This is a genomic window from Bacillus sp. CR71 (assembly GCF_003429245.1).
In the GTDB taxonomy this organism is placed as follows: domain Bacteria; phylum Bacillota; class Bacilli; order Bacillales; family Bacillaceae_G; genus Bacillus_A; species Bacillus_A thuringiensis_S.
On sequence record NZ_CP031748.1, the window covers coordinates 724,214 to 741,389 of the forward strand.

Sequence of the window (17,176 nt, forward strand, 5' to 3'; positions counted from 1 at the left end):
TATAATAACATTTAACTTGGTGAAGAAGGAGTGAAGGGGTATGGATGTTGCAAAGGAACTTGTTTTGTCAAAAAATCAGTTAGTTGAGTGGAGAAGGCATTTTCATAAGTATCCAGAGTTATCTTTTCAAGAAGAAAAAACATCGCAGTTTGTGTTCGATATACTTCGGAAATGCCCATATTTAGAAGTGTCACGGCCGACTAAATATAGTGTGATGGCAAAGTTAGTAGGTAAACAGCCGGGCAAAACAGTTGCGGTTCGAGCCGATATGGATGCTCTTCCTATTCATGAAGAAAATGAGTTTGATTTTATTTCTACATATAAAGGTGTGATGCATGCGTGTGGTCATGATGGACATATAGCGATATTACTTGGGGTTGTATATAAGTTAGTAGAAGCAAGAGAGAAGATTAAAGGGGAGATTCGTTTTCTATTCCAACATGCTGAAGAAAATTTTCCTGGTGGTGCAGAGGAGATGATTGCGGCAGGTGTAATGGAAGGTGTGGATTATATCATTGGTGCTCACCTTTGGGCGTCGTTAGAGGTTGGGAAAATAGGCGTTATTTATGGTCCTGCAATGGCTGCACCGGATGTTTTTAAAATTAGGATAGAGGGAAAAGGTGGACATGCTGGAATCCCTCATGAAACGGTGGATAGTATCGCAATCGGTACACAAGTCGTTTCGCAACTTCAGCAAATTGTATCTCGCCTCACGAATCCATTAGATTCTCTCGTAATATCCGTTACTCAATTTCATGCGGGGACAACTCATAATGTAATACCAGAGCAAGCGGAGATTGAAGGGACAGTGCGAAGTTTAAGACATGAGTTACGAGGTGAAACAGAGAAGAAGATTGAGCGGATTGTGAAGCATATTACGGAATCTTACGGAGCGAAATATACGTTTTCTTATGAATATGGATATCGACCAGTTGTAAATAATTATGAAGTTACAGAGCTTATTGAACAAACGGCATTACAACTTTATGGAAGAGATAGAGTTGTTCGTTTGCAGCCGACGATGGCTGGAGAAGATTTTTCGGCGTTTTTACAAAAGGTACCAGGGACATTCTTTTTTATCGGAGCGGGAAATAAAGAGAAAGGTATTATATATCCTCATCATCATCCTCGTTTTACAATTGATGAAGATGCATTACCGATTGGAGTGGAAGTCTTTGTATCAGCCATTATGAATTTTATAAGTAAAGGAGAATGAGATGAAGAAAATATACATCCTAGCGCTTATTCCAGTTCTTTGTTTAGTAGTTGGGCCAATATTTGCGAATTCAGTTACTCCTTACGTATTAGGGATGCCATTTTTATTATTTTGGGTATTATTATCAGTGTTTATTACATCTCTTTGTATGGGGCTTGTGTACGTGTTTGATCCCGCTAATAAGGAGGATGTAAAATGACTGCATTACTTATCATTATTTTATTTTTGTTTCTCGCACTATTTTTAGGGATTCGGGCACAACATGGAAAAGATATGAATTTAGAGCAATGGTCAGTTGGGGGAAGAGGATTTGGCACTATTTTTGTTTTTCTCCTGATGGCAGGTGAGATTTATACGACGTTTACATTTTTAGGGGGAAGCGGCTGGGCGTATAGTAAAGGAGCACCTACCTTTTATATTTTGGGATATGGTGCTTTAGCTTATCTTTTATCGTATTTTTTATTACCACCAATTTGGAAGTATGCGAAAGAGCATAACCTTGTTTCGCAGTCGGATTTTTTTGCGAAGAAATATAGAAGTAAAGCGCTTGGACTTATTGTTTCAGTTGTTGGTGTTGTTTCCATCATCCCATATCTTGTTTTACAGTTAAAGGGACTGGGGATTATCGTTTCAGAAGCTTCTTACGGAAGGGTGTCACCTGTTGTTGCAGTATGGATTGGTGCTATTGTTATAACTATATATGTAATGGTTTCAGGTATACACGGTTCGGCTTGGACGGCTGCTTTGAAGGATATTATGATACTGTTTATCGTTATGTTTTTAGGTATATATTTACCGTATCATTATTATGGAGGATTTCAGCCTATGTTTGAGGCTGTAGAAGCAGCAAAGCCGGGATTTTTATCTTTACCTGAAGAAGGAATGAGTATTTCTTGGTTTGTTTCTACTATTATATTAACGGCCCTAGGTTTTTATATGTGGCCTCATACATTTGCTTCTGCTTTTTCTGCAAAAAATGAAAAAGTATTTCGTAAAAATGCAGCAATTATGCCATTGTATTCTTTAGTGTTACTTTTCGTATTTTTTGCAGGGTTTGCTGCTATATTGCAAGTTCCTGGGTTAAAGGGAGCGGATGTGGATCTTTCGTTATTCCGTCTTGCTTTACAAACTTTTGATCCTTGGTTTATTGGAATTATTGGTAGTGCGGGAGTATTAACGGCGTTAGTTCCAGGCTCTATGCTTGTTATGGCGGCTTCTACACTGTTAGCGAAAAATATTTATCGAACGATGGTTCCATCTGCTTCAGATAGACAAGTTGCTAAAGCTGCAAAGTTATTTGTACCTGTAGTAACGCTCGTAGCAGTTTTATTTACATTTAAAGGAGGAGAAACAATAGGAGCCCTTCTATTAATGGGGTACAGTATTGTTACACAACTTTTCCCTGCACTTGTATGTAGCTTGTTTCCACGTCAGGTTATTACAAAGCAAGGAGCGATTGCAGGAATGGGAATGGGGTTATTAGTTGTTGCATATATCACTTTATCGGGCTCTAATATAGCTACGATGTTTCCGAGTTTTCCGCAGTCTATAAAAGATTTAAATGTAGGTATAGTCGCATTGTTAATTAATATGATTGTGATGTTTGTAGTTAGTGGATTTACAAAAAGTGTATCTATAAAGAAAAACAGCATAATAGTAGAAAAGTAATTCGTTTATTAGAGCTATCTTTGAAAAGAGATAGCTCTTTTTTGTATATATTTTCTTCTATTAGCGGAATCTAACTAAAAACTTGTTGAAAAGGAAGTTAGGTGGGGAAATTGTTAGAGCTTGAAGGTAACTTATTTGAAGTTATGAAAGAAATTAGGGATGAGTTAGGTTCACCTAATGATTTAACAATTAGAGAAGTTGCTCTTGCTGGGAGTTTTACACGTTGTGCGGTTGTGTTTTTATGTGGATTAACAGACAAGGATAATGTTTATAAATATGTCGTTCGTACGCTGCAATACGAAGAAATTCCAAGTGAGGAAGCCGTTGTTCAAACGTTATTGGATCGTTTTATTTCTATCGCAGAAGTGGGTGTAAAGACGAAGTTTCCAGACATTATGAATGCGATTTTAGCGGGAGATACGGTTATATTAATTGATAATATTCAAACGGCTATCGTGATTAATAGTAGAGCTTGGGAAAAAAGAAGTTTAGAACCACCAGTAACTGAAGATTTAATACGTGGACCGAGGATCGGATTAAATGAAGATATTAATGTGAATAAAATGTTAATCCGACGTAGTTTACGTGATCCAAAGTTGAGGTTCCAATCTTATATTATGGGGAAGCGATCGCAGAAAGAAGTAACCCTAGTATATATAGAAGATATTATTAATCCTCACATTGTAAAAGAGTTGGATCGCCGTCTTCAATCAATAGTGACAGATGTCGTTTTGGAAACAGGTACGATTGAACAATTAATTCAGGATAATAATTTATCCCCATTTCCACAGTTTTTGAATACAGAGAGGCCTGATAATATTATAGCCTCATTAGCGAAAGGAAAGGCAGCCATTTTGGTAGACGGATCCCCATTTGCTCTTATTGCGCCACTCGTATTTGTTGATATTTTTCAATCTGTAGAAGATCATTACGAGCGCTGGGTGATTGGAACGTTATTACGATTTTTACGTATGGGTTCAGGTATAATTGCGGTTTTGTTACCAGCTATGTATGTAGCACTTGTATCTTACCATCAAGGACTTATTCCTTCTAAACTGGCTTATTCAATTGCAGGTGCTAGGGAAGGTGTTCCGTTTCCAGCGTATATTGAAACGTTAATGATGGCCTTGACTATGGAATTAATACGAGAAGCTGGAATCCGATTGCCGAAACCGATGGGACAAACGATAGGGATTGTAGGAGGTCTTGTAATTGGAGAAGCTGCGGTAAATGCAGGGATTGTAAATCCATTTTTAGTTATTATTATTGCAGTTACTGCGATTGCTACATTTTCGCTTCCTGTATATAGCATTACAATTACGTTCCGAATTTTACTTTTCGTCTTTGTATTAGCTGCAACGGCTTTTGGTTTGTATGGGATTATTCTAGCTCTGATCGCACTTGCTATTCATATTACAAATTTAACAAGCGTTGGTATACCGTATACAACTCCAATTGCTCCTGCATTTTATAAAGATTGGAAAGAAGAATTTATTCGCATGCCAAAATCGATGTTGAAAGATAGACCAGAGTACTTACAAACAAAAGATTCTACAATACGTCCAAAGGAGCGAAAATAATTGAAACCATTTGAGTATGGCGATGAAGAGATTGGATCTCGGGAAATTGGGTTTGCGGTATCATCGACCATTATTGGTATAGGAGCATTGTCTATGCCAAGAGATATCGCTAACCAAACTTTATTTTCGGACGGTTGGATTATTTTACTTTTGGGTGGATTGATCTGTACAGTTTTAGGTTGGTTTGTGACGAGGGTGGCGATCTTATTTCCGAAACAAAATTTTGTTCAATATACGAGTGCGCATTTGACGAAGCCTGTTGCATACACAATTAGTAGTATTTTAGTATTAACGTTTGCTGCTTTGACAGCATATGAATCGCGAATGATTTCAATTATTTCTCAAACGTATTTATTTAGTGATACACCGATACAACTACTGTCTTTCTTCTTCTTGCTAGTTGTTATTTATGGAATAGCAGGATCAAGAGCAGCCTTATTAAGGTTAAATGTTTTATTCTTACCTATTGTTTTAATTGCGATAGTACTTCTTTCTTTATTGAATATAAATTTAATGGAAATAAATAATTTACTACCAGCTTTTCAAACGAAAGTAAGTCAATATGCTGTTGGAGTTAAAAATTCTATTTTTACGTTTATTGGATTTGAAGTAGCTTTATTTTATGCGGTGTTGCTGAATGATAAGTCAGCGAAAAAAGCGCCAATGGCAGTCGCGAAAGCGGTGATGGTAAACGTGTTGTCATACATTTTAATTTATGTAACTTGTATTAGTGTTTTTACGTATATGACCACACGTGGATTGACATATCCAACAATTGAATTAGGGAAAGAAATTGAAATTGGCGGAGGGTTTTTAGAAAGGTTCGATGCGATTTTTTTTACGACTTGGATTATTACTATTTATAACACTACAGCAATGTATTATGACGTCGCATCTTTATTGTTTTGTGCTATGTTTCCGAAAGTGAAGAAACATATTTTTATTTTCGTAAGTGCCCCTATTATTTTTATGGCGAATATGATACCTAGTAGTTTGAATGCTTTATCAAGTTATGGGACTTATTTAGCTTGGATAGATATGGGGTTTGTTGTGTTAGCGCCTTTGCTCGTTTTAATTGTATATAAAATAAAAAGAAGGAATGGTGGAAATGAAACACCTTCTTAAAATTATAATGGTTATGACTTTAACTGGATTTATGAGTGGGTGTTCTGAGTTAGAAGAGATAGAAGAAAGAGGATTTGTAGTAGGAGCGGCTTATGATATCGTGAAGGAGAAGAAAGCGAATCCAATTATGAAAGGGACGTATCAAATGGTACTTCCTAGTAAGTTAGCGCAGCAAGGTGGACAAGGTGATGGAGATGGCGAAAATTATATTAATGTTAGTGCGAAAGCAGATAGTGTGTTTGAACAAATAAGAATAATCGCTAAAAAAATTAGTCGTACATTATTTTTCCCTCATATACAAGTGATTATTTTCTCTGAAGAATTACTTTCACATCCATACATTTTACAAAATACGTTAGATGTATATATTCGCGATCATGAAATGAGAAGAAATATTCGTTTGTTTGTTTCAAAGAAAAATGCAGAATCTATTTTAAAACAGAGTGCAAAACCTGAAAATTTACCGGCGCAGTATATTGATATGTTAGCTGAACACCCTCCGAAAAATGCCCAAATGATTGAGGCTGCAAGAATTGGTGAGGTACAGGAAAAGATGATCTCTAACCGGAGTTTTGTATTACCTATTCTTGAACTAACAAAACAAGGGGTGCAAATGGACGGTGCAGCATTGTTTCGTGGAAAGGATAATAAGTGTGTAGGCAACTTGAGTGGGGAAGAAACATTAGGGATGAATTATATAATAGGTAAAAAAATTGGAGGTTTTTTTACCATTCGTAAAAAGGATCAACTTATTACATATGAAATTCATAAGTTGCGTCGAAAAATTAAAGTATCTACAACGAATGCTACAAAACCAAAGTTTAATATTCATTTATCTCTGGAAGGTACAATAGCTGAGTTGCATTTTAGTGATCATAAAAAGGTTTTGAATGAAAAGCGTTTAGAGAAGGATATATCGGAAGAAATGGAGAAGCGTATTCAAAAATCAATTAAACTTGTTCAAAAAAAATATAAGGTAGATGTATTAGAGTTAGGGGAAGTGTATAAGCGACATAATTATAAAGAGTGGAAAAAGGTAAGTAAGAATTGGGATCAAGGCGAAAATTACTTTAGTAAAGCTGAAATTACTGTTTATGTTCACCCGACGATTGAGCATTCAGGCTCGGCTTTACCTAAAAGAGTGAAATAAGGTGATGTAAGTTGTTTACGGGTTTAGGGATTAGTTGCACGATATTAATGGCAGTTCTTCCAGGAGCTATATATTTTATTCATAAAAAACTCACAACGTATGGAGCACAGCCGTGGAATACTGATGTACAAAAAAAGAAACCTGAATGATTTTCAGGTTTCTTTCGTGCAAAGCAAACGTGAAGGGGGATACCTTCTATGTATGCTTTGCTTTATACAAGCCCTAACCAATGTACCAATTGTGTAGAGAGGAATGTAACAACAATGGCGATAACGGTAGGGATTGCAAACGATAAGAATGTCCATTTTGCACTTTTTGTTTCTTTATATATGTTAACCAATGTTGTTCCACACGGGAAATGAAGAAGTGAGAACAACATTGTGTTTAACGCTGTTAACCAAGTCCAACCATTTTCTAGGAATAGATTTTTAATTTGATTAAAATCATCTATTTCAGTTAAAGCCCCAGTTGATAAGTAAGACATTAATAAAATTGGGATTACAATTTCATTAGCGGGTAGTCCAAGAATGAATGCAGCTAGAATAAACCCGTCAAGTCCTAACATTTTAGCAAATGGATCTAGGAAGTTTACAAAATACATAAGTAAGCTTGTGTCACCGATAAAAATGTTAGCAAGTAACCAAGTTAATGCAGCCGCAGGGGCAGCAACAACTATAGCTCGTTTTAAAACATAGATTGATTTATCGAGTGTTGCGCGAACAATTGTATTCCAAACTTTTGGCTTGCGGTACGGAGGTAACTCAAGTGTGTAGTGAGTTGGAACCCCTTTTAAGGCTGTTTTTGATAGTACCCAAGAAACAGTTAATGTCATAATAACACCAATTACAACCATTCCAACTACAACGCCAGCAGTAACCAATGTTTGCATACTGCCTGTATAACCAGCAGCCATAAATAGTGAAGCCATTAAAATTAACATAGGCCAGCGACCGTTACAAGGAACGAAGTTGTTCGTTAAAATTGCTAGCATACGTTCACGTGGTGATTCAATGATACGTGTTGACATAATGGCTGCTGCATTACAACCAAATCCCATTGCCATTGTTAAAGATTGTTTCCCGTGTGCGCCGGATCGTTTGAATAAGCGGTCCATATTAAACGCGACACGTGGTAAGTATCCGTAGTTTTCTAGTAGCGCGAACATAGGGAAAAAGATTGCCATAGGTGGTAACATAACGCTAATAACAGCTCCGATACCACGGAATAAACCAAGTATTAAAATGCCATGTAACCATTCAGGTGCATGCGCTGCTTGGAACCAAGATGTTAAATATCCTTCGGCCCATCCGAAGAATTCGGCAATCATATCAGATGGTACGTTAGCGCCTGCGATTGTAAGATAAAAAATAATAGATAAAATACCGAGCATAATTGGGAATCCCCAGATTGGAGATGTGAAAATTTTATCTAGTTTTTCGGAACGATATAATTTATCAGTATTTGTATATTGGACGGATTCTTTACATATGCTTGCAGATGTTCGGTAAATATCTCCGACTATATCATCTCGTATATCTTCATTTGAAAGTGTTTGTGCATGTTGAATAATATAGTCTAATGGAAGAGCTTTACTGGCTGAGTGAGATTCCATTAATTATGACCTCCCTTACAAGTGGTTCATTATGGTGCTTTTGAAGTGTAGTTAAGAAATTTTTATCTCCATCCAATATACGTAACGCAATCCAACGTGCTGGATACGTATCACCGAACACCTTATAAATTTGTGGTTCTAATTCTTGAATCATATTTTCGACTTTTTCGCTGTAAGTAATTTTAATTGGTGTTGGAATTAGTTTTTTATTTGATACTTTTGCAATAACATTTAGTAAATGACCAATGCCTACTCGGTTACGTGCTGAAATTTTAACTACAGGTACACCAAGTGATTTTGCTAATTTTTTTTCATCAATAACAATACCTTTTTTCTCGGCTTCATCAATTAAGTTAATGCAAATGACTACGTTGTTTGTCATTTCCATCACTTGGAGTGCTAAATTTAAATTTCTTTCCATAGCAGTTGCGTCTAGGACAACTACAGTTACTTCTGGTTTTTCAAATATAATATAATCCCTCGCCACTTCTTCGTCCGCGGAATTTGAGTATAATGAGTAAGTTCCAGGTAAATCTATTAATGTATAAGTACTTCCGTTATGTTCATATTCTCCTTCAGCTTTTAAAACAGTTTTTCCTGTCCAATTTCCAGTATGTTGTTTTAAACCTGTCAAAGTATTAAATAATGTACTTTTCCCGGTATTCGGGTTGCCAGCTAAAGCAATACGATGTTTGCTCATCTGAAATCATCTCCTATTAATACCCCGAAAATAAGGGAACTTTCTTCTTTTCGCAGTGCAATAGTTGTGTTGCTCACTTGATAGGCGACCGGATCTCCAAGTGGACTGCGTTGCAATACTTTAATCGTTGCCCCAGGGATAAATCCCAAATCTAATAAACGTCGTTTCATAGTTCCTTCTAATTGTATCTTCTCAATTTGTACAAATTCCCCTGTTTTAAAATCGGAAAGGGGTTTAGTATTAGCCGATACCATAAAAGTTACCTCTTCTCTATATTGTTAGTGTTAGTTTAAAAAGTTTCCTTGGGTAAACTTTTTGTTAGTAATATAGTAGACTACATTGGATGATGCTGTCAATTAGTACTTTAAAAATATTCATTTAATTTTAGAATTGTTCCAATTTATTTAGTTGTACTAAAAAATATTACTGAAATTCTTTTTAATGTGCATAAATTAGGCGTGTAAAAGTTACAAAATACAGCGGAATTGTAAATATAACTTTAACTAAAAGGGAAAAAGAGAGAAAAACATTTACATTGAATTTACATTGTTAAGAATAAATTTACATTACAGCATAGTTAGTGTGGTTTTTGTTGGATTCTTTAACTGTAAATGTTGGGATTCATAGATTTTAAGGGTTATTATCGTCATTTACTTAAAATTAAAAATTGCTTAACACTCACATAATATTGTTGTCCTACAATGAATTTGTGTTCGAAAGAAAATGAATTCGAAAAGTGATAATCCAAATGGGGGTACAAGACATGGTTATGAAAAAAGGTATTAAATTCTCTTTAGCAGCTTTAGTGGTAGCAGGAGCATTAGTTGGGTGTGGAAAAGCAGAAGATACAACTAGTAAAGAAACTGCTAAAGGAAGCGATAATACAAAACAAGAATTATCGGGTACGATTGCAGCAGCTGGTTCTACAGCTCTTCTACCTCTTGCGGAGGAAGCTGGAAAGAAATTCATGGAGAAAAATTCAAAAGTTTCTATTCAAGTTCAAGGTGGCGGTAGTGGAACTGGGATTAACCAAGTAGCATCTGGTGCAGTGCAAATTGGTAATTCAGATGTTCCGTCCGGAGATAAAATAAAAGATGCTGAAAAGGCGAAAGAATTAGTAGATAACAAGGTAGCGGGTATTGCATTCGCTCTTGTTGTAAATAAAGATGTAAAAGTTGATAACTTAACAGTGCAACAAGTACAAGATATCTTCACTGGAAAAGTAACAAACTGGAAAGAAGTAGGCGGAAAAGATGAAAAAATCAACGTAATTAATCGTCCAGCTTCATCTGGTACACGTGCTACATTCGAAAAAACAATTATGAAAGACGCAAAAATCAATGATGGAACTGGAACAACACAAGATTCTAACGGTGCAGTAGAGCAAGCTATCAATTCTACTCCAGGTTCAGTAAGCTATTTAGCAATGTCTTACATGGTGGGTGATAAAAAAGGTGCACTGCAAACAGTGAAAATTGATGGTGCTGATCCAAAAGTTGAAAACATTGCGTCTGGTAAATATCCATTCTGGTCTTACGAGTATATGGTAACAAAAGGTGAAGCGAAAGAAGCAACAAAAGCTTACATCGATTATGTAAAAGGTAAAGACTTTGAAAAGCAAGTAGAAGATATGGGCTACATTCCAATGTCTAAATTAAATAAGTAATCAAATTTATGGGGCTGGCTGCAAGGCCAGTCCTGTTCATTTCAATCTGTGAAGTGGGGTCTGTCCTGTGATGAAGGGGAAAAAACAAATTAATTACGTGAAAAGTGAATATATAGGAAGATCACTTGTTACGTTTTGTGGTATTTTTATTGTTTTAATTACATTAGCTATTATTGCGTTTATTTGTGGCAAAGGAATTCAATCTTTTACACAAAGTGGTATCTCGTTTACTGAGATGTTAACATCGACAAAATGGAATCCAAATGCTGATCAAGGATCTTTTGGGGCTTTAATTTTTATTGTAGGTTCAACAGTGGTTTCGTTAGGTGCGGTTATTATTAGTGCACCAATTGCTATAGCTCTGGCTATATTCATGAATTTAATTTCGCCGAAGTTTGGAAATAAAGTATTGAAGCCTGTTTTAGAATTATTAGTCGGTATTCCGTCAGTAGTATACGGATTATTAGGGGTTACGATTTTAGTTCCGTTATTACGTGATTCGTTCGGGGGAGTGGGCTTTAGTTTAATTGCGGGTATCGTTGTATTAAGTATTATGATTTTACCTACTATTGCTAGTATCGCTTCTGATGCAATACGCTCTGTTCCATTTGATTATTTAGAAGCTTCTTATGGCCTAGGATCAACGAAATGGCAAGCAATTAGCCGAGTGATTGTTCCTGCTGCGAAAAAAGGAATTTTAACAGGTGTTGTTTTAGGTTTAGCGCGAGCTTTTGGTGAAGCGCTAGCCGTTCAAATGGTAATCGGGAATACGATTAAATTACCAGAAGGAATATATAGTCCGACAGCAACGTTAACTGGTATTTTGACAATGGACATGACAAATACATTGAACGGAACTGCTTGGAATAATGCGCTATGGACTTTAGCAATGATTTTACTTGTTATTTCATTCCTGTTTATTTTAGTAATTCGAGCGATTGGGCAAAGAGGTGAGCGATAATAATGAATGCAAGAACGGTAAATAAAGTTTGGACGGGTATCTTTTATGCGGTTGCGGCTTTGGTCGTAGCTATGCTAGTGTTCTTAGTGTTTGAAATTTTACAAAAGGGATGGGGTTTTTGGGATCCTAATTTCTTGTTTGGAGAACCAAGTAATACAAGAGCTGGTGGTGGGATTGGTCCGCAGTTATTCAATTCATTCTACATGCTTGTTATAACGCTTATTATATCTATTCCTCTTGGACTAGGTGCTGGAATATATTTAGCAGAGTATGCAAAACAAGGGCGCTTTTTAAATTTTGTTCGTTTATGCATTGAGACAATGGCGTCTTTACCATCTATTGTTGTTGGTTTATTTGGTTTGTTAGTGTTCGTTACAATGACAGGCTGGGGATACACAGTAATGGGTGGTGCTCTTGCTTTAACTATTTTAAACTTACCAGGTTTAACACGTGTTTGTGAAAATGCTATTTCAGAAGTGCCTCATAATGTAAAAGAGGCAAGTCTTGGATTAGGTGCAACAAAGTGGCAAACAATCGTTCGTATTATTATCCCATCGTCATTACCGCAAATTATTACAGGGATTATTTTAGCGGCGGGTCGTATATTTGGGGAAGCGGCAGCATTAATTTACACAGCGGGTTTAACATCTCCGATTTTAAATTCAGCAGCGGACTTCTCGAGTCCTGCGCATCCTTTAAATCCGTTTAGACCAGCTGAAACGTTAGCAGTTCATATTTGGAAGTTAAATTCTGAAGGGTTTATTCCAGATGCGAAGTTGATTGCGACAAAATCTGCAGCTGTATTAATTATTATGGTATTACTATTCAATGTCATTTCACGCTTGATAGCATCTGTATTGCATAAGCGCTTTACAGGAACGAAAAGAAAAAGTAAAACGACGAAGAAGATAAAAGCGGCATAAGTTACAAAGGAGAACTCTCTATTTATAAGTAGAGGGTTCTTTTTGCATTTTAATATAGAAGGAAAAGGTGTAGCGATTGTTGAATTTGTAATTCGTTATATAGATAAAGAGGTGAAAATGAGGGAGTGGATTTAATTTGTTTTTTCTGCAAATGTCAGGTTTTCCTGGGTCAGGAAAATCGACAGTTTCTAAGTATATAGCGAAATTAACAGGTGCTGTAATTATAGATCATGATGTTTTGAAATCCGCGTTGTTAAAATCATTAAAAGTAAAAGGAATTGAATCGACGATTGTTGGTGGGCTTGTGTATGATGCCGAATGGGTATTGATTGATTCTTATTTAGAACAAGGGCATAGTGTTTGGATAGTCCGTGTTTATATGAGGGAATGGTTGAAAAAGGGATTGAATTATCAAATAAACATGGTGTGAAATATAAATATATTGAGTGTTATCTTAATGATATGGAGGAGATTAATAGGAGACTGCAAACACGTAAGCGTATGATAAGTCAAATTGAAAAGGTGGAGTCGGAAGTAGGTTTTAAAAAGTGGTTAAATGGTAGTAAAAGACCTTCAAATAATGAATACCTTATTGTGGATTCTAGTAAACCTATAGAGCAATATGTGGAAAAAATGATGGATTATATGACTAAATAGAGAAAAGGCGTTATCTTCATTTGTGAAGATAACGCCTTTTCTTTTTAAAAATCAGGTGTTTCTGTAGAAGTGTTTATTTTCCTACGAGAGCGTCTTTTTCTCCCGATTTTATCTAATAGTTCATACATAACTGGAACGACTACTAATGTAAGAACAGTTGAGACTGCCAAACCGCCGATGACAACGACTGCTAAACTTTTTGATACCATACTTCCTGCTTGAGATTGGCCAAATAGGAGTGGGAGCATAGCAACGATTGTTGTTATAGCCGTCATAATAATTGGGCGAAGTCTTGTGGATCCAGCTTCTAGTAAAGCTTCTCTCGTTTCCAGTCCGTTTTCTCGGTTTTGTTGGACTCTTTCTATTAATACAATAGCGTTTGTAACGACAATCCCAATTAACATTAATGCACCGATCAAGGAATTTACATCAACAGGTGTTCGTGAAATGATTAATCCTAAAATACCACCGACAGCAGCTAACGGCAAGGAGAATAGGATTGCAAAAGGAGCACGTGCTTGCCCGAAGGTGATAACCATAATTAAATATACAATCCCGATTGCGATCCCTATAATTTTGAATAAATCTGTAAAATTCTCTTGCATAGATTCAGTAGCTCCTGCGATATTTACTTTTGAACCGCTAGGTAAATCTAAGTCAGTTATCGCTTTATTTACTGCTTTGTTTACTTTACTCAAATCTTCATTTGAAGCTTCGGCGGTAATTTGAATTGTTTCTTTTCCGTCTTTATGGAAAATTTCTGTTTGCGTTTGTTTTTCTGAAATAGTTGCGATGTCTTTTAAAGGAATTGGTCCATTAATAGGTGATAGTATGTTTGTATTTAAAATATCTTCTTGTTTAGTAATGTTTTCCTTTTTATGTTCTATCATAATAGTAGTTTTTTCATTATTAATTGTAATTTCGCCAATAGGTGACTTCTTCATAAGGAATGCTACTTGTTGCGCAGCTATTTCTGGTGTTAAACCTAGTTGTTCAGCCTTTGTTTGATCAATATGAATTTGCCATTCTTTCTTAGAGTCTTCTAAATTCGTTTTTACTTTAGAAAGATCATCCATGCTTTTTAGTTTTGTTTCAACGATAGTAGCCGCCTCTTTTAAATCTGCTTCGTTAGTAGCTGTTACGTTAAATTGTAAGTTGTTGCCGCCACCAGAGCTTGAATAACTTGTTTTTATATAATCAAGTTCAGCAGGTTCAAAAGTTTTATTTTCCTTTTTTAACTCTTTAATATATTGATCAATATCAGAACCTTTTTTAAAGACTACAAATATACTAGCAAGGTTATTTTTAGTTGTTTGCCCCCATTGTGCATCTTCTGCGCTAGATCCCATTCGTAAAATAACGTCTGTTACATCTGAATTAGAAAGTAATTTCTTTTCGAAATCGAATGCTTTTTGTTTTTGAGCTTCAGCATTATAATCGGCTGGAAATGTCATGTTAATAGATAACATTGTGTCGTCCTCCGATTTTATGTTTGCTTTCGGTAGTAATATATAGGCTGCAATTGATCCTGCAAATAATAAAAATGCAGTAAGTAGAATAATGAATTTATGAGAAAGAGACCACTTTAAGGTAGCAACATATCGTGATGAAGAACTTGGCTTTCGATGCTTTGTTTTTTTGAGTAGTAAAAAAGCCATAAGTGGAACAACTGTTAGTGCAACGATTAAGGATGATAGAATAGAATATACAACTGCTAATACCATAGGTAACATTAATTTTCCGATTGCTCCTGATACGAGGCCGATAGGTAAAAAAACAGCGACCGTTGTTAAAGTAGAAGAAGTAATTGCGACGGCGACCTCTTTCGTTGCATCAAGAATAATATTTTTAGAGAAAGAATCTTTTTGTAAACGGCGGAAAATATTCTCGATGACAACGATACTATCATCGACGAGACGTCCAACCGCAACAGCTAAACCACCAAGGGTTAAAATGTTAAGTGTGATGTTAGATTGATGTAGTAAAAAGAGTGTTAATAAAATAGATAATGGAATACTGACAACAGCGATGAGTGTTGTTCGGAAGTTACGTAAAAAGATTAAGATAATTAGAGTTGCAGCGATTGCTCCAAGTATTACTTCTTTTCCCATGCTAGTAACAGCATTTTCAACTTGTTCATGGGTTGAAGCCAAAAGTTTAATAGAAAATTGATCTTTATATTCCTTATTTATCTCTTTAACTTTTTTATCAATCTCTTTTCCGATGGCAACTGCATTTTTACTCGGTTCTTTCATGATGATTAACCCTGTGCCTTCTTCGCCGTTTATATGTGAGATTGTATCGTAGTGTTGTTTGATTTCGATTTGAGCAATGTCTTGTAATTTCACTTGGGGTGCCACAGTGATGTTTTTAATGTCATTTACATTTTTTATGTCCCCGATGACGCGGAGGTTGTATTCTTCCTGATTAACAGTAATTGCCCCGGCTGGAGTAGAAGTTTCTTTTCCTTGTAAAACAGTTAGTACCTGCTGTGATGTTACGTTTTTGTTTTTTAATTGGTTCGGATCAAGTACGATAGATAATTCAGAGGTTGATTTTCCGAAAAACATAACGTTGGCAACACCATCAATGTTTTCGAGTTGTGGTACGATTTCTTTTTCAATTTGTTTTTCATCTGCTTTTGAAAAACCGTTTTGTTTCTGGATAGTAATTTGGGCGAGTGGAATCATAGAAGTGTTTAATTGACTAACTACGGGCTTGGTTACATCTTTAGGTAATTTAATTGTATTGACGGCTTTTTCGACTTCGCGTGCTGCATCTTTCATGTTTGCTTTTGATGTATATGCAATGTCGATACGTGATAATCCCTCGTGCGTAGAAGAAGTGATGGTATCGATATGTTCCAAATTACGAAATTGTTTTTCGAGAGGGTCAGTTACGTCTTTTGTCATCGTTTCAGCGTCAAGTCCCTGAGATAAGGTTGTGACGGTGATTGCTGGATTATCGATACTTGGCAAAAATTCCATAGGTAATTTAGAGCCGGAATAAACACCGAGTATGGAAATGAGAAAAACCATGATGATAATGGCGGAGCGGTTTTTTAATGAAAACTTTGTTAACCTATCCATAAAATAATTCCTCCATTGCTTTATTTATAGTTGAATACGTCCTTTCTTACTATATAACAAAAAATGGATATCTTTCATTAATTAAATGTAAAAAAATTCTAATAATATTCTTAAGTTTATATTTGCGTTGGAATGTTGTTATTTGTAGGGAATTAAATTTTTGAATGGGAAGGAAGGGATTAATGCGTGTGGTTGGCTATTTAATTGGGATGTAATTTTTTCTTACGACTAATTTATATCGCTATTCTATAGAAGGATAATTATTATAAATTTTTATATAGAAGAGAATGAAAATCTGGGAAGGTATTGTGAAATGCAATTTGGTTGAATGAAGTGTAGTAGTATACAATCAGAATAACTATTTTTAGTAGAAAGGATAACAGTTCTTTTTATAGAAAAAGTAGGATAGATAATTTTTTTGTGTTTTTTATAAAAAACACTTGTTATTTAAAAAACATGATGGTATATTAATAAACGTCGCTGATGCGGAAACGCAGAAAAACGACAAAAAATAAATTTTAAAACTTAGTTGACATCGAAAAATGAAGATGTTAATATGATGAAGTCGCTTCTGAAGCGGTGGACAAGTTCTTTGAAAACTGAACGAAACAAACAACGTGAAACGTCAATTTTTATTTTTAGATGCTAGACAAACTAACTTTATTGGAGAGTTTGATCCTGGCTCAGGATGAACGCTGGCGGCGTGCCTAATACATGCAAGTCGAGCGAATGGATTGAGAGCTTGCTCTCAAGAAGTTAGCGGCGGACGGGTGAGTAACACGTGGGTAACCTGCCCATAAGACTGGGATAACTCCGGGAAACCGGGGCT

The 17,176-nt window shown here is 35.7% G+C and carries 14 protein-coding genes and 1 pseudogene; 11 read left to right on the forward strand and 4 right to left on the reverse strand.

The window, feature by feature from the left end:
- Positions 1-40 precede the first annotated feature (40 nt).
- The 7 genes from DOS87_RS03660 to DOS87_RS03690 all read left to right on the forward strand — a co-directional run bounded on the left by DOS87_RS03660 (position 41) and on the right by DOS87_RS03690 (position 6,888).
- Entirely contained in the window at positions 41-1,216 is a 1,176-nt protein-coding gene (locus DOS87_RS03660; protein WP_000382123.1) for an amidohydrolase, read from the forward strand.
- A gap of 1 nt (position 1,217) precedes the next feature.
- Complete coding sequence (locus DOS87_RS03665; RefSeq protein WP_000725525.1) at positions 1,218-1,415, forward strand: DUF3311 domain-containing protein; 198 nt, start codon at positions 1,218-1,220, stop codon at positions 1,413-1,415.
- The gene (locus tag DOS87_RS03670) at positions 1,412-2,884 is read left to right on the forward strand and encodes a sodium:solute symporter family protein (RefSeq protein ID WP_000125940.1); all 1,473 of its coding nucleotides are present in this window, start codon (positions 1,412-1,414) and stop codon (positions 2,882-2,884) included. Before DOS87_RS03665 ends, DOS87_RS03670 begins: the two co-directional genes overlap by 4 nt.
- Positions 2,885-2,985: 101 nt before the next feature.
- Positions 2,986-4,464 carry a spore germination protein GerLA gene (gerLA, locus tag DOS87_RS03675; protein WP_003309092.1) on the forward strand — a complete coding sequence of 493 codons (1,479 nt, stop codon included), beginning with the start codon at positions 2,986-2,988 and terminating at the stop codon, positions 4,462-4,464.
- Complete coding sequence (gerLB, locus tag DOS87_RS03680; protein WP_000802019.1) at positions 4,465-5,589, forward strand: spore germination protein GerLB; 1,125 nt, start codon at positions 4,465-4,467, stop codon at positions 5,587-5,589. It begins immediately after the preceding gene.
- Positions 5,573-6,739 carry a spore germination protein GerLC gene (gerLC, locus tag DOS87_RS03685; protein ID WP_142330524.1) on the forward strand — a complete coding sequence of 389 codons (1,167 nt, stop codon included), beginning with the start codon at positions 5,573-5,575 and terminating at the stop codon, positions 6,737-6,739. Before gerLB ends, gerLC begins: the two co-directional genes overlap by 17 nt.
- 11 nt (positions 6,740-6,750) lie before the next feature.
- Positions 6,751-6,888: a hypothetical protein gene (locus DOS87_RS03690; RefSeq protein ID WP_000493991.1), complete on the forward strand. Its 138-nt coding sequence runs from the start codon at positions 6,751-6,753 to the stop codon at positions 6,886-6,888.
- Between the two features lie 62 nt (positions 6,889-6,950).
- Here the strand turns inward: DOS87_RS03690 and DOS87_RS03695 are convergent, their stop codons facing one another.
- The 3 genes from DOS87_RS03695 to DOS87_RS03705 are packed head-to-tail and all read right to left on the reverse strand — an operon-like array spanning position 6,951 to position 9,305.
- The gene (locus DOS87_RS03695; protein ID WP_000443621.1) at positions 6,951-8,351 is read right to left on the reverse strand and encodes a nucleoside recognition domain-containing protein; all 1,401 of its coding nucleotides are present in this window, start codon (positions 8,349-8,351) and stop codon (positions 6,951-6,953) included.
- Positions 8,329-9,051 (reverse strand): FeoB small GTPase domain-containing protein, encoded by a 723-nt coding sequence (locus tag DOS87_RS03700; protein ID WP_000033874.1) that lies wholly within the window; start codon positions 9,049-9,051, stop codon positions 8,329-8,331. Before DOS87_RS03700 ends, DOS87_RS03695 begins: the two co-directional genes overlap by 23 nt.
- Positions 9,048-9,305: a FeoA family protein gene (locus DOS87_RS03705; RefSeq protein ID WP_000252988.1), complete on the reverse strand. Its 258-nt coding sequence runs from the start codon at positions 9,303-9,305 to the stop codon at positions 9,048-9,050. The genes DOS87_RS03700 and DOS87_RS03705 overlap by 4 nt, the downstream gene beginning before the upstream one ends.
- 509 nt (positions 9,306-9,814) lie before the next feature.
- Between DOS87_RS03705 and DOS87_RS03710 the strand changes: the two genes are divergently transcribed.
- The 4 genes and pseudogenes from DOS87_RS03710 (at position 9,815) to DOS87_RS03725 (ending at position 13,258) form a co-directional block, all read left to right on the forward strand.
- On the forward strand, positions 9,815-10,717 hold the full coding sequence (locus DOS87_RS03710) for a phosphate ABC transporter substrate-binding protein PstS family protein (RefSeq protein ID WP_000245111.1): 903 nt from the start codon (positions 9,815-9,817) through the stop codon (positions 10,715-10,717).
- A gap of 70 nt (positions 10,718-10,787) precedes the next feature.
- Positions 10,788-11,678 carry a phosphate ABC transporter permease subunit PstC gene (gene pstC / locus DOS87_RS03715; RefSeq protein WP_000676676.1) on the forward strand — a complete coding sequence of 297 codons (891 nt, stop codon included), beginning with the start codon at positions 10,788-10,790 and terminating at the stop codon, positions 11,676-11,678.
- Between the two features lie 2 nt (positions 11,679-11,680).
- The gene (gene pstA, locus DOS87_RS03720; RefSeq protein WP_000994151.1) at positions 11,681-12,601 is read left to right on the forward strand and encodes a phosphate ABC transporter permease PstA; all 921 of its coding nucleotides are present in this window, start codon (positions 11,681-11,683) and stop codon (positions 12,599-12,601) included.
- Positions 12,602-12,737: 136 nt separating this feature from the next.
- A pseudogene (locus DOS87_RS03725) lies at positions 12,738-13,258 on the forward strand (AAA family ATPase).
- A 44-nt stretch (positions 13,259-13,302) separates the two neighbouring features.
- Here DOS87_RS03725 and DOS87_RS03730 read toward each other — a convergent pair.
- Entirely contained in the window at positions 13,303-16,347 is a 3,045-nt protein-coding gene (locus DOS87_RS03730) for an efflux RND transporter permease subunit (RefSeq protein WP_208730205.1), read from the reverse strand.
- Between the last annotated feature and the right edge of the window lie 829 nt (positions 16,348-17,176).

Coding starts and splice junctions, on each gene's coding strand:
- DOS87_RS03710 (WP_000245111.1), top strand. CDS start 9,815: ATGGTTATGAAAAAAGGTATTAAATTCTCTTTAGCAGCTTTAGTGGTA.
- DOS87_RS03665 (WP_000725525.1), top strand. CDS start 1,218: ATGAAGAAAATATACATCCTAGCGCTTATTCCAGTTCTTTGTTTAGTA.
- pstC (WP_000676676.1), top strand. CDS start 10,788: ATGAAGGGGAAAAAACAAATTAATTACGTGAAAAGTGAATATATAGGA.
- DOS87_RS03660 (WP_000382123.1), top strand. CDS start 41: ATGGATGTTGCAAAGGAACTTGTTTTGTCAAAAAATCAGTTAGTTGAG.
- DOS87_RS03670 (WP_000125940.1), top strand. CDS start 1,412: ATGACTGCATTACTTATCATTATTTTATTTTTGTTTCTCGCACTATTT.
- DOS87_RS03695 (WP_000443621.1), bottom strand. CDS start 8,351: ATGGAATCTCACTCAGCCAGTAAAGCTCTTCCATTAGACTATATTATT.
- DOS87_RS03705 (WP_000252988.1), bottom strand. CDS start 9,305: ATGGTATCGGCTAATACTAAACCCCTTTCCGATTTTAAAACAGGGGAA.
- DOS87_RS03730 (WP_208730205.1), bottom strand. CDS start 16,347: ATGGATAGGTTAACAAAGTTTTCATTAAAAAACCGCTCCGCCATTATC.
- pstA (WP_000994151.1), top strand. CDS start 11,681: ATGAATGCAAGAACGGTAAATAAAGTTTGGACGGGTATCTTTTATGCG.
- DOS87_RS03700 (WP_000033874.1), bottom strand. CDS start 9,051: ATGAGCAAACATCGTATTGCTTTAGCTGGCAACCCGAATACCGGGAAA.
- gerLC (WP_142330524.1), top strand. CDS start 5,573: ATGAAACACCTTCTTAAAATTATAATGGTTATGACTTTAACTGGATTT.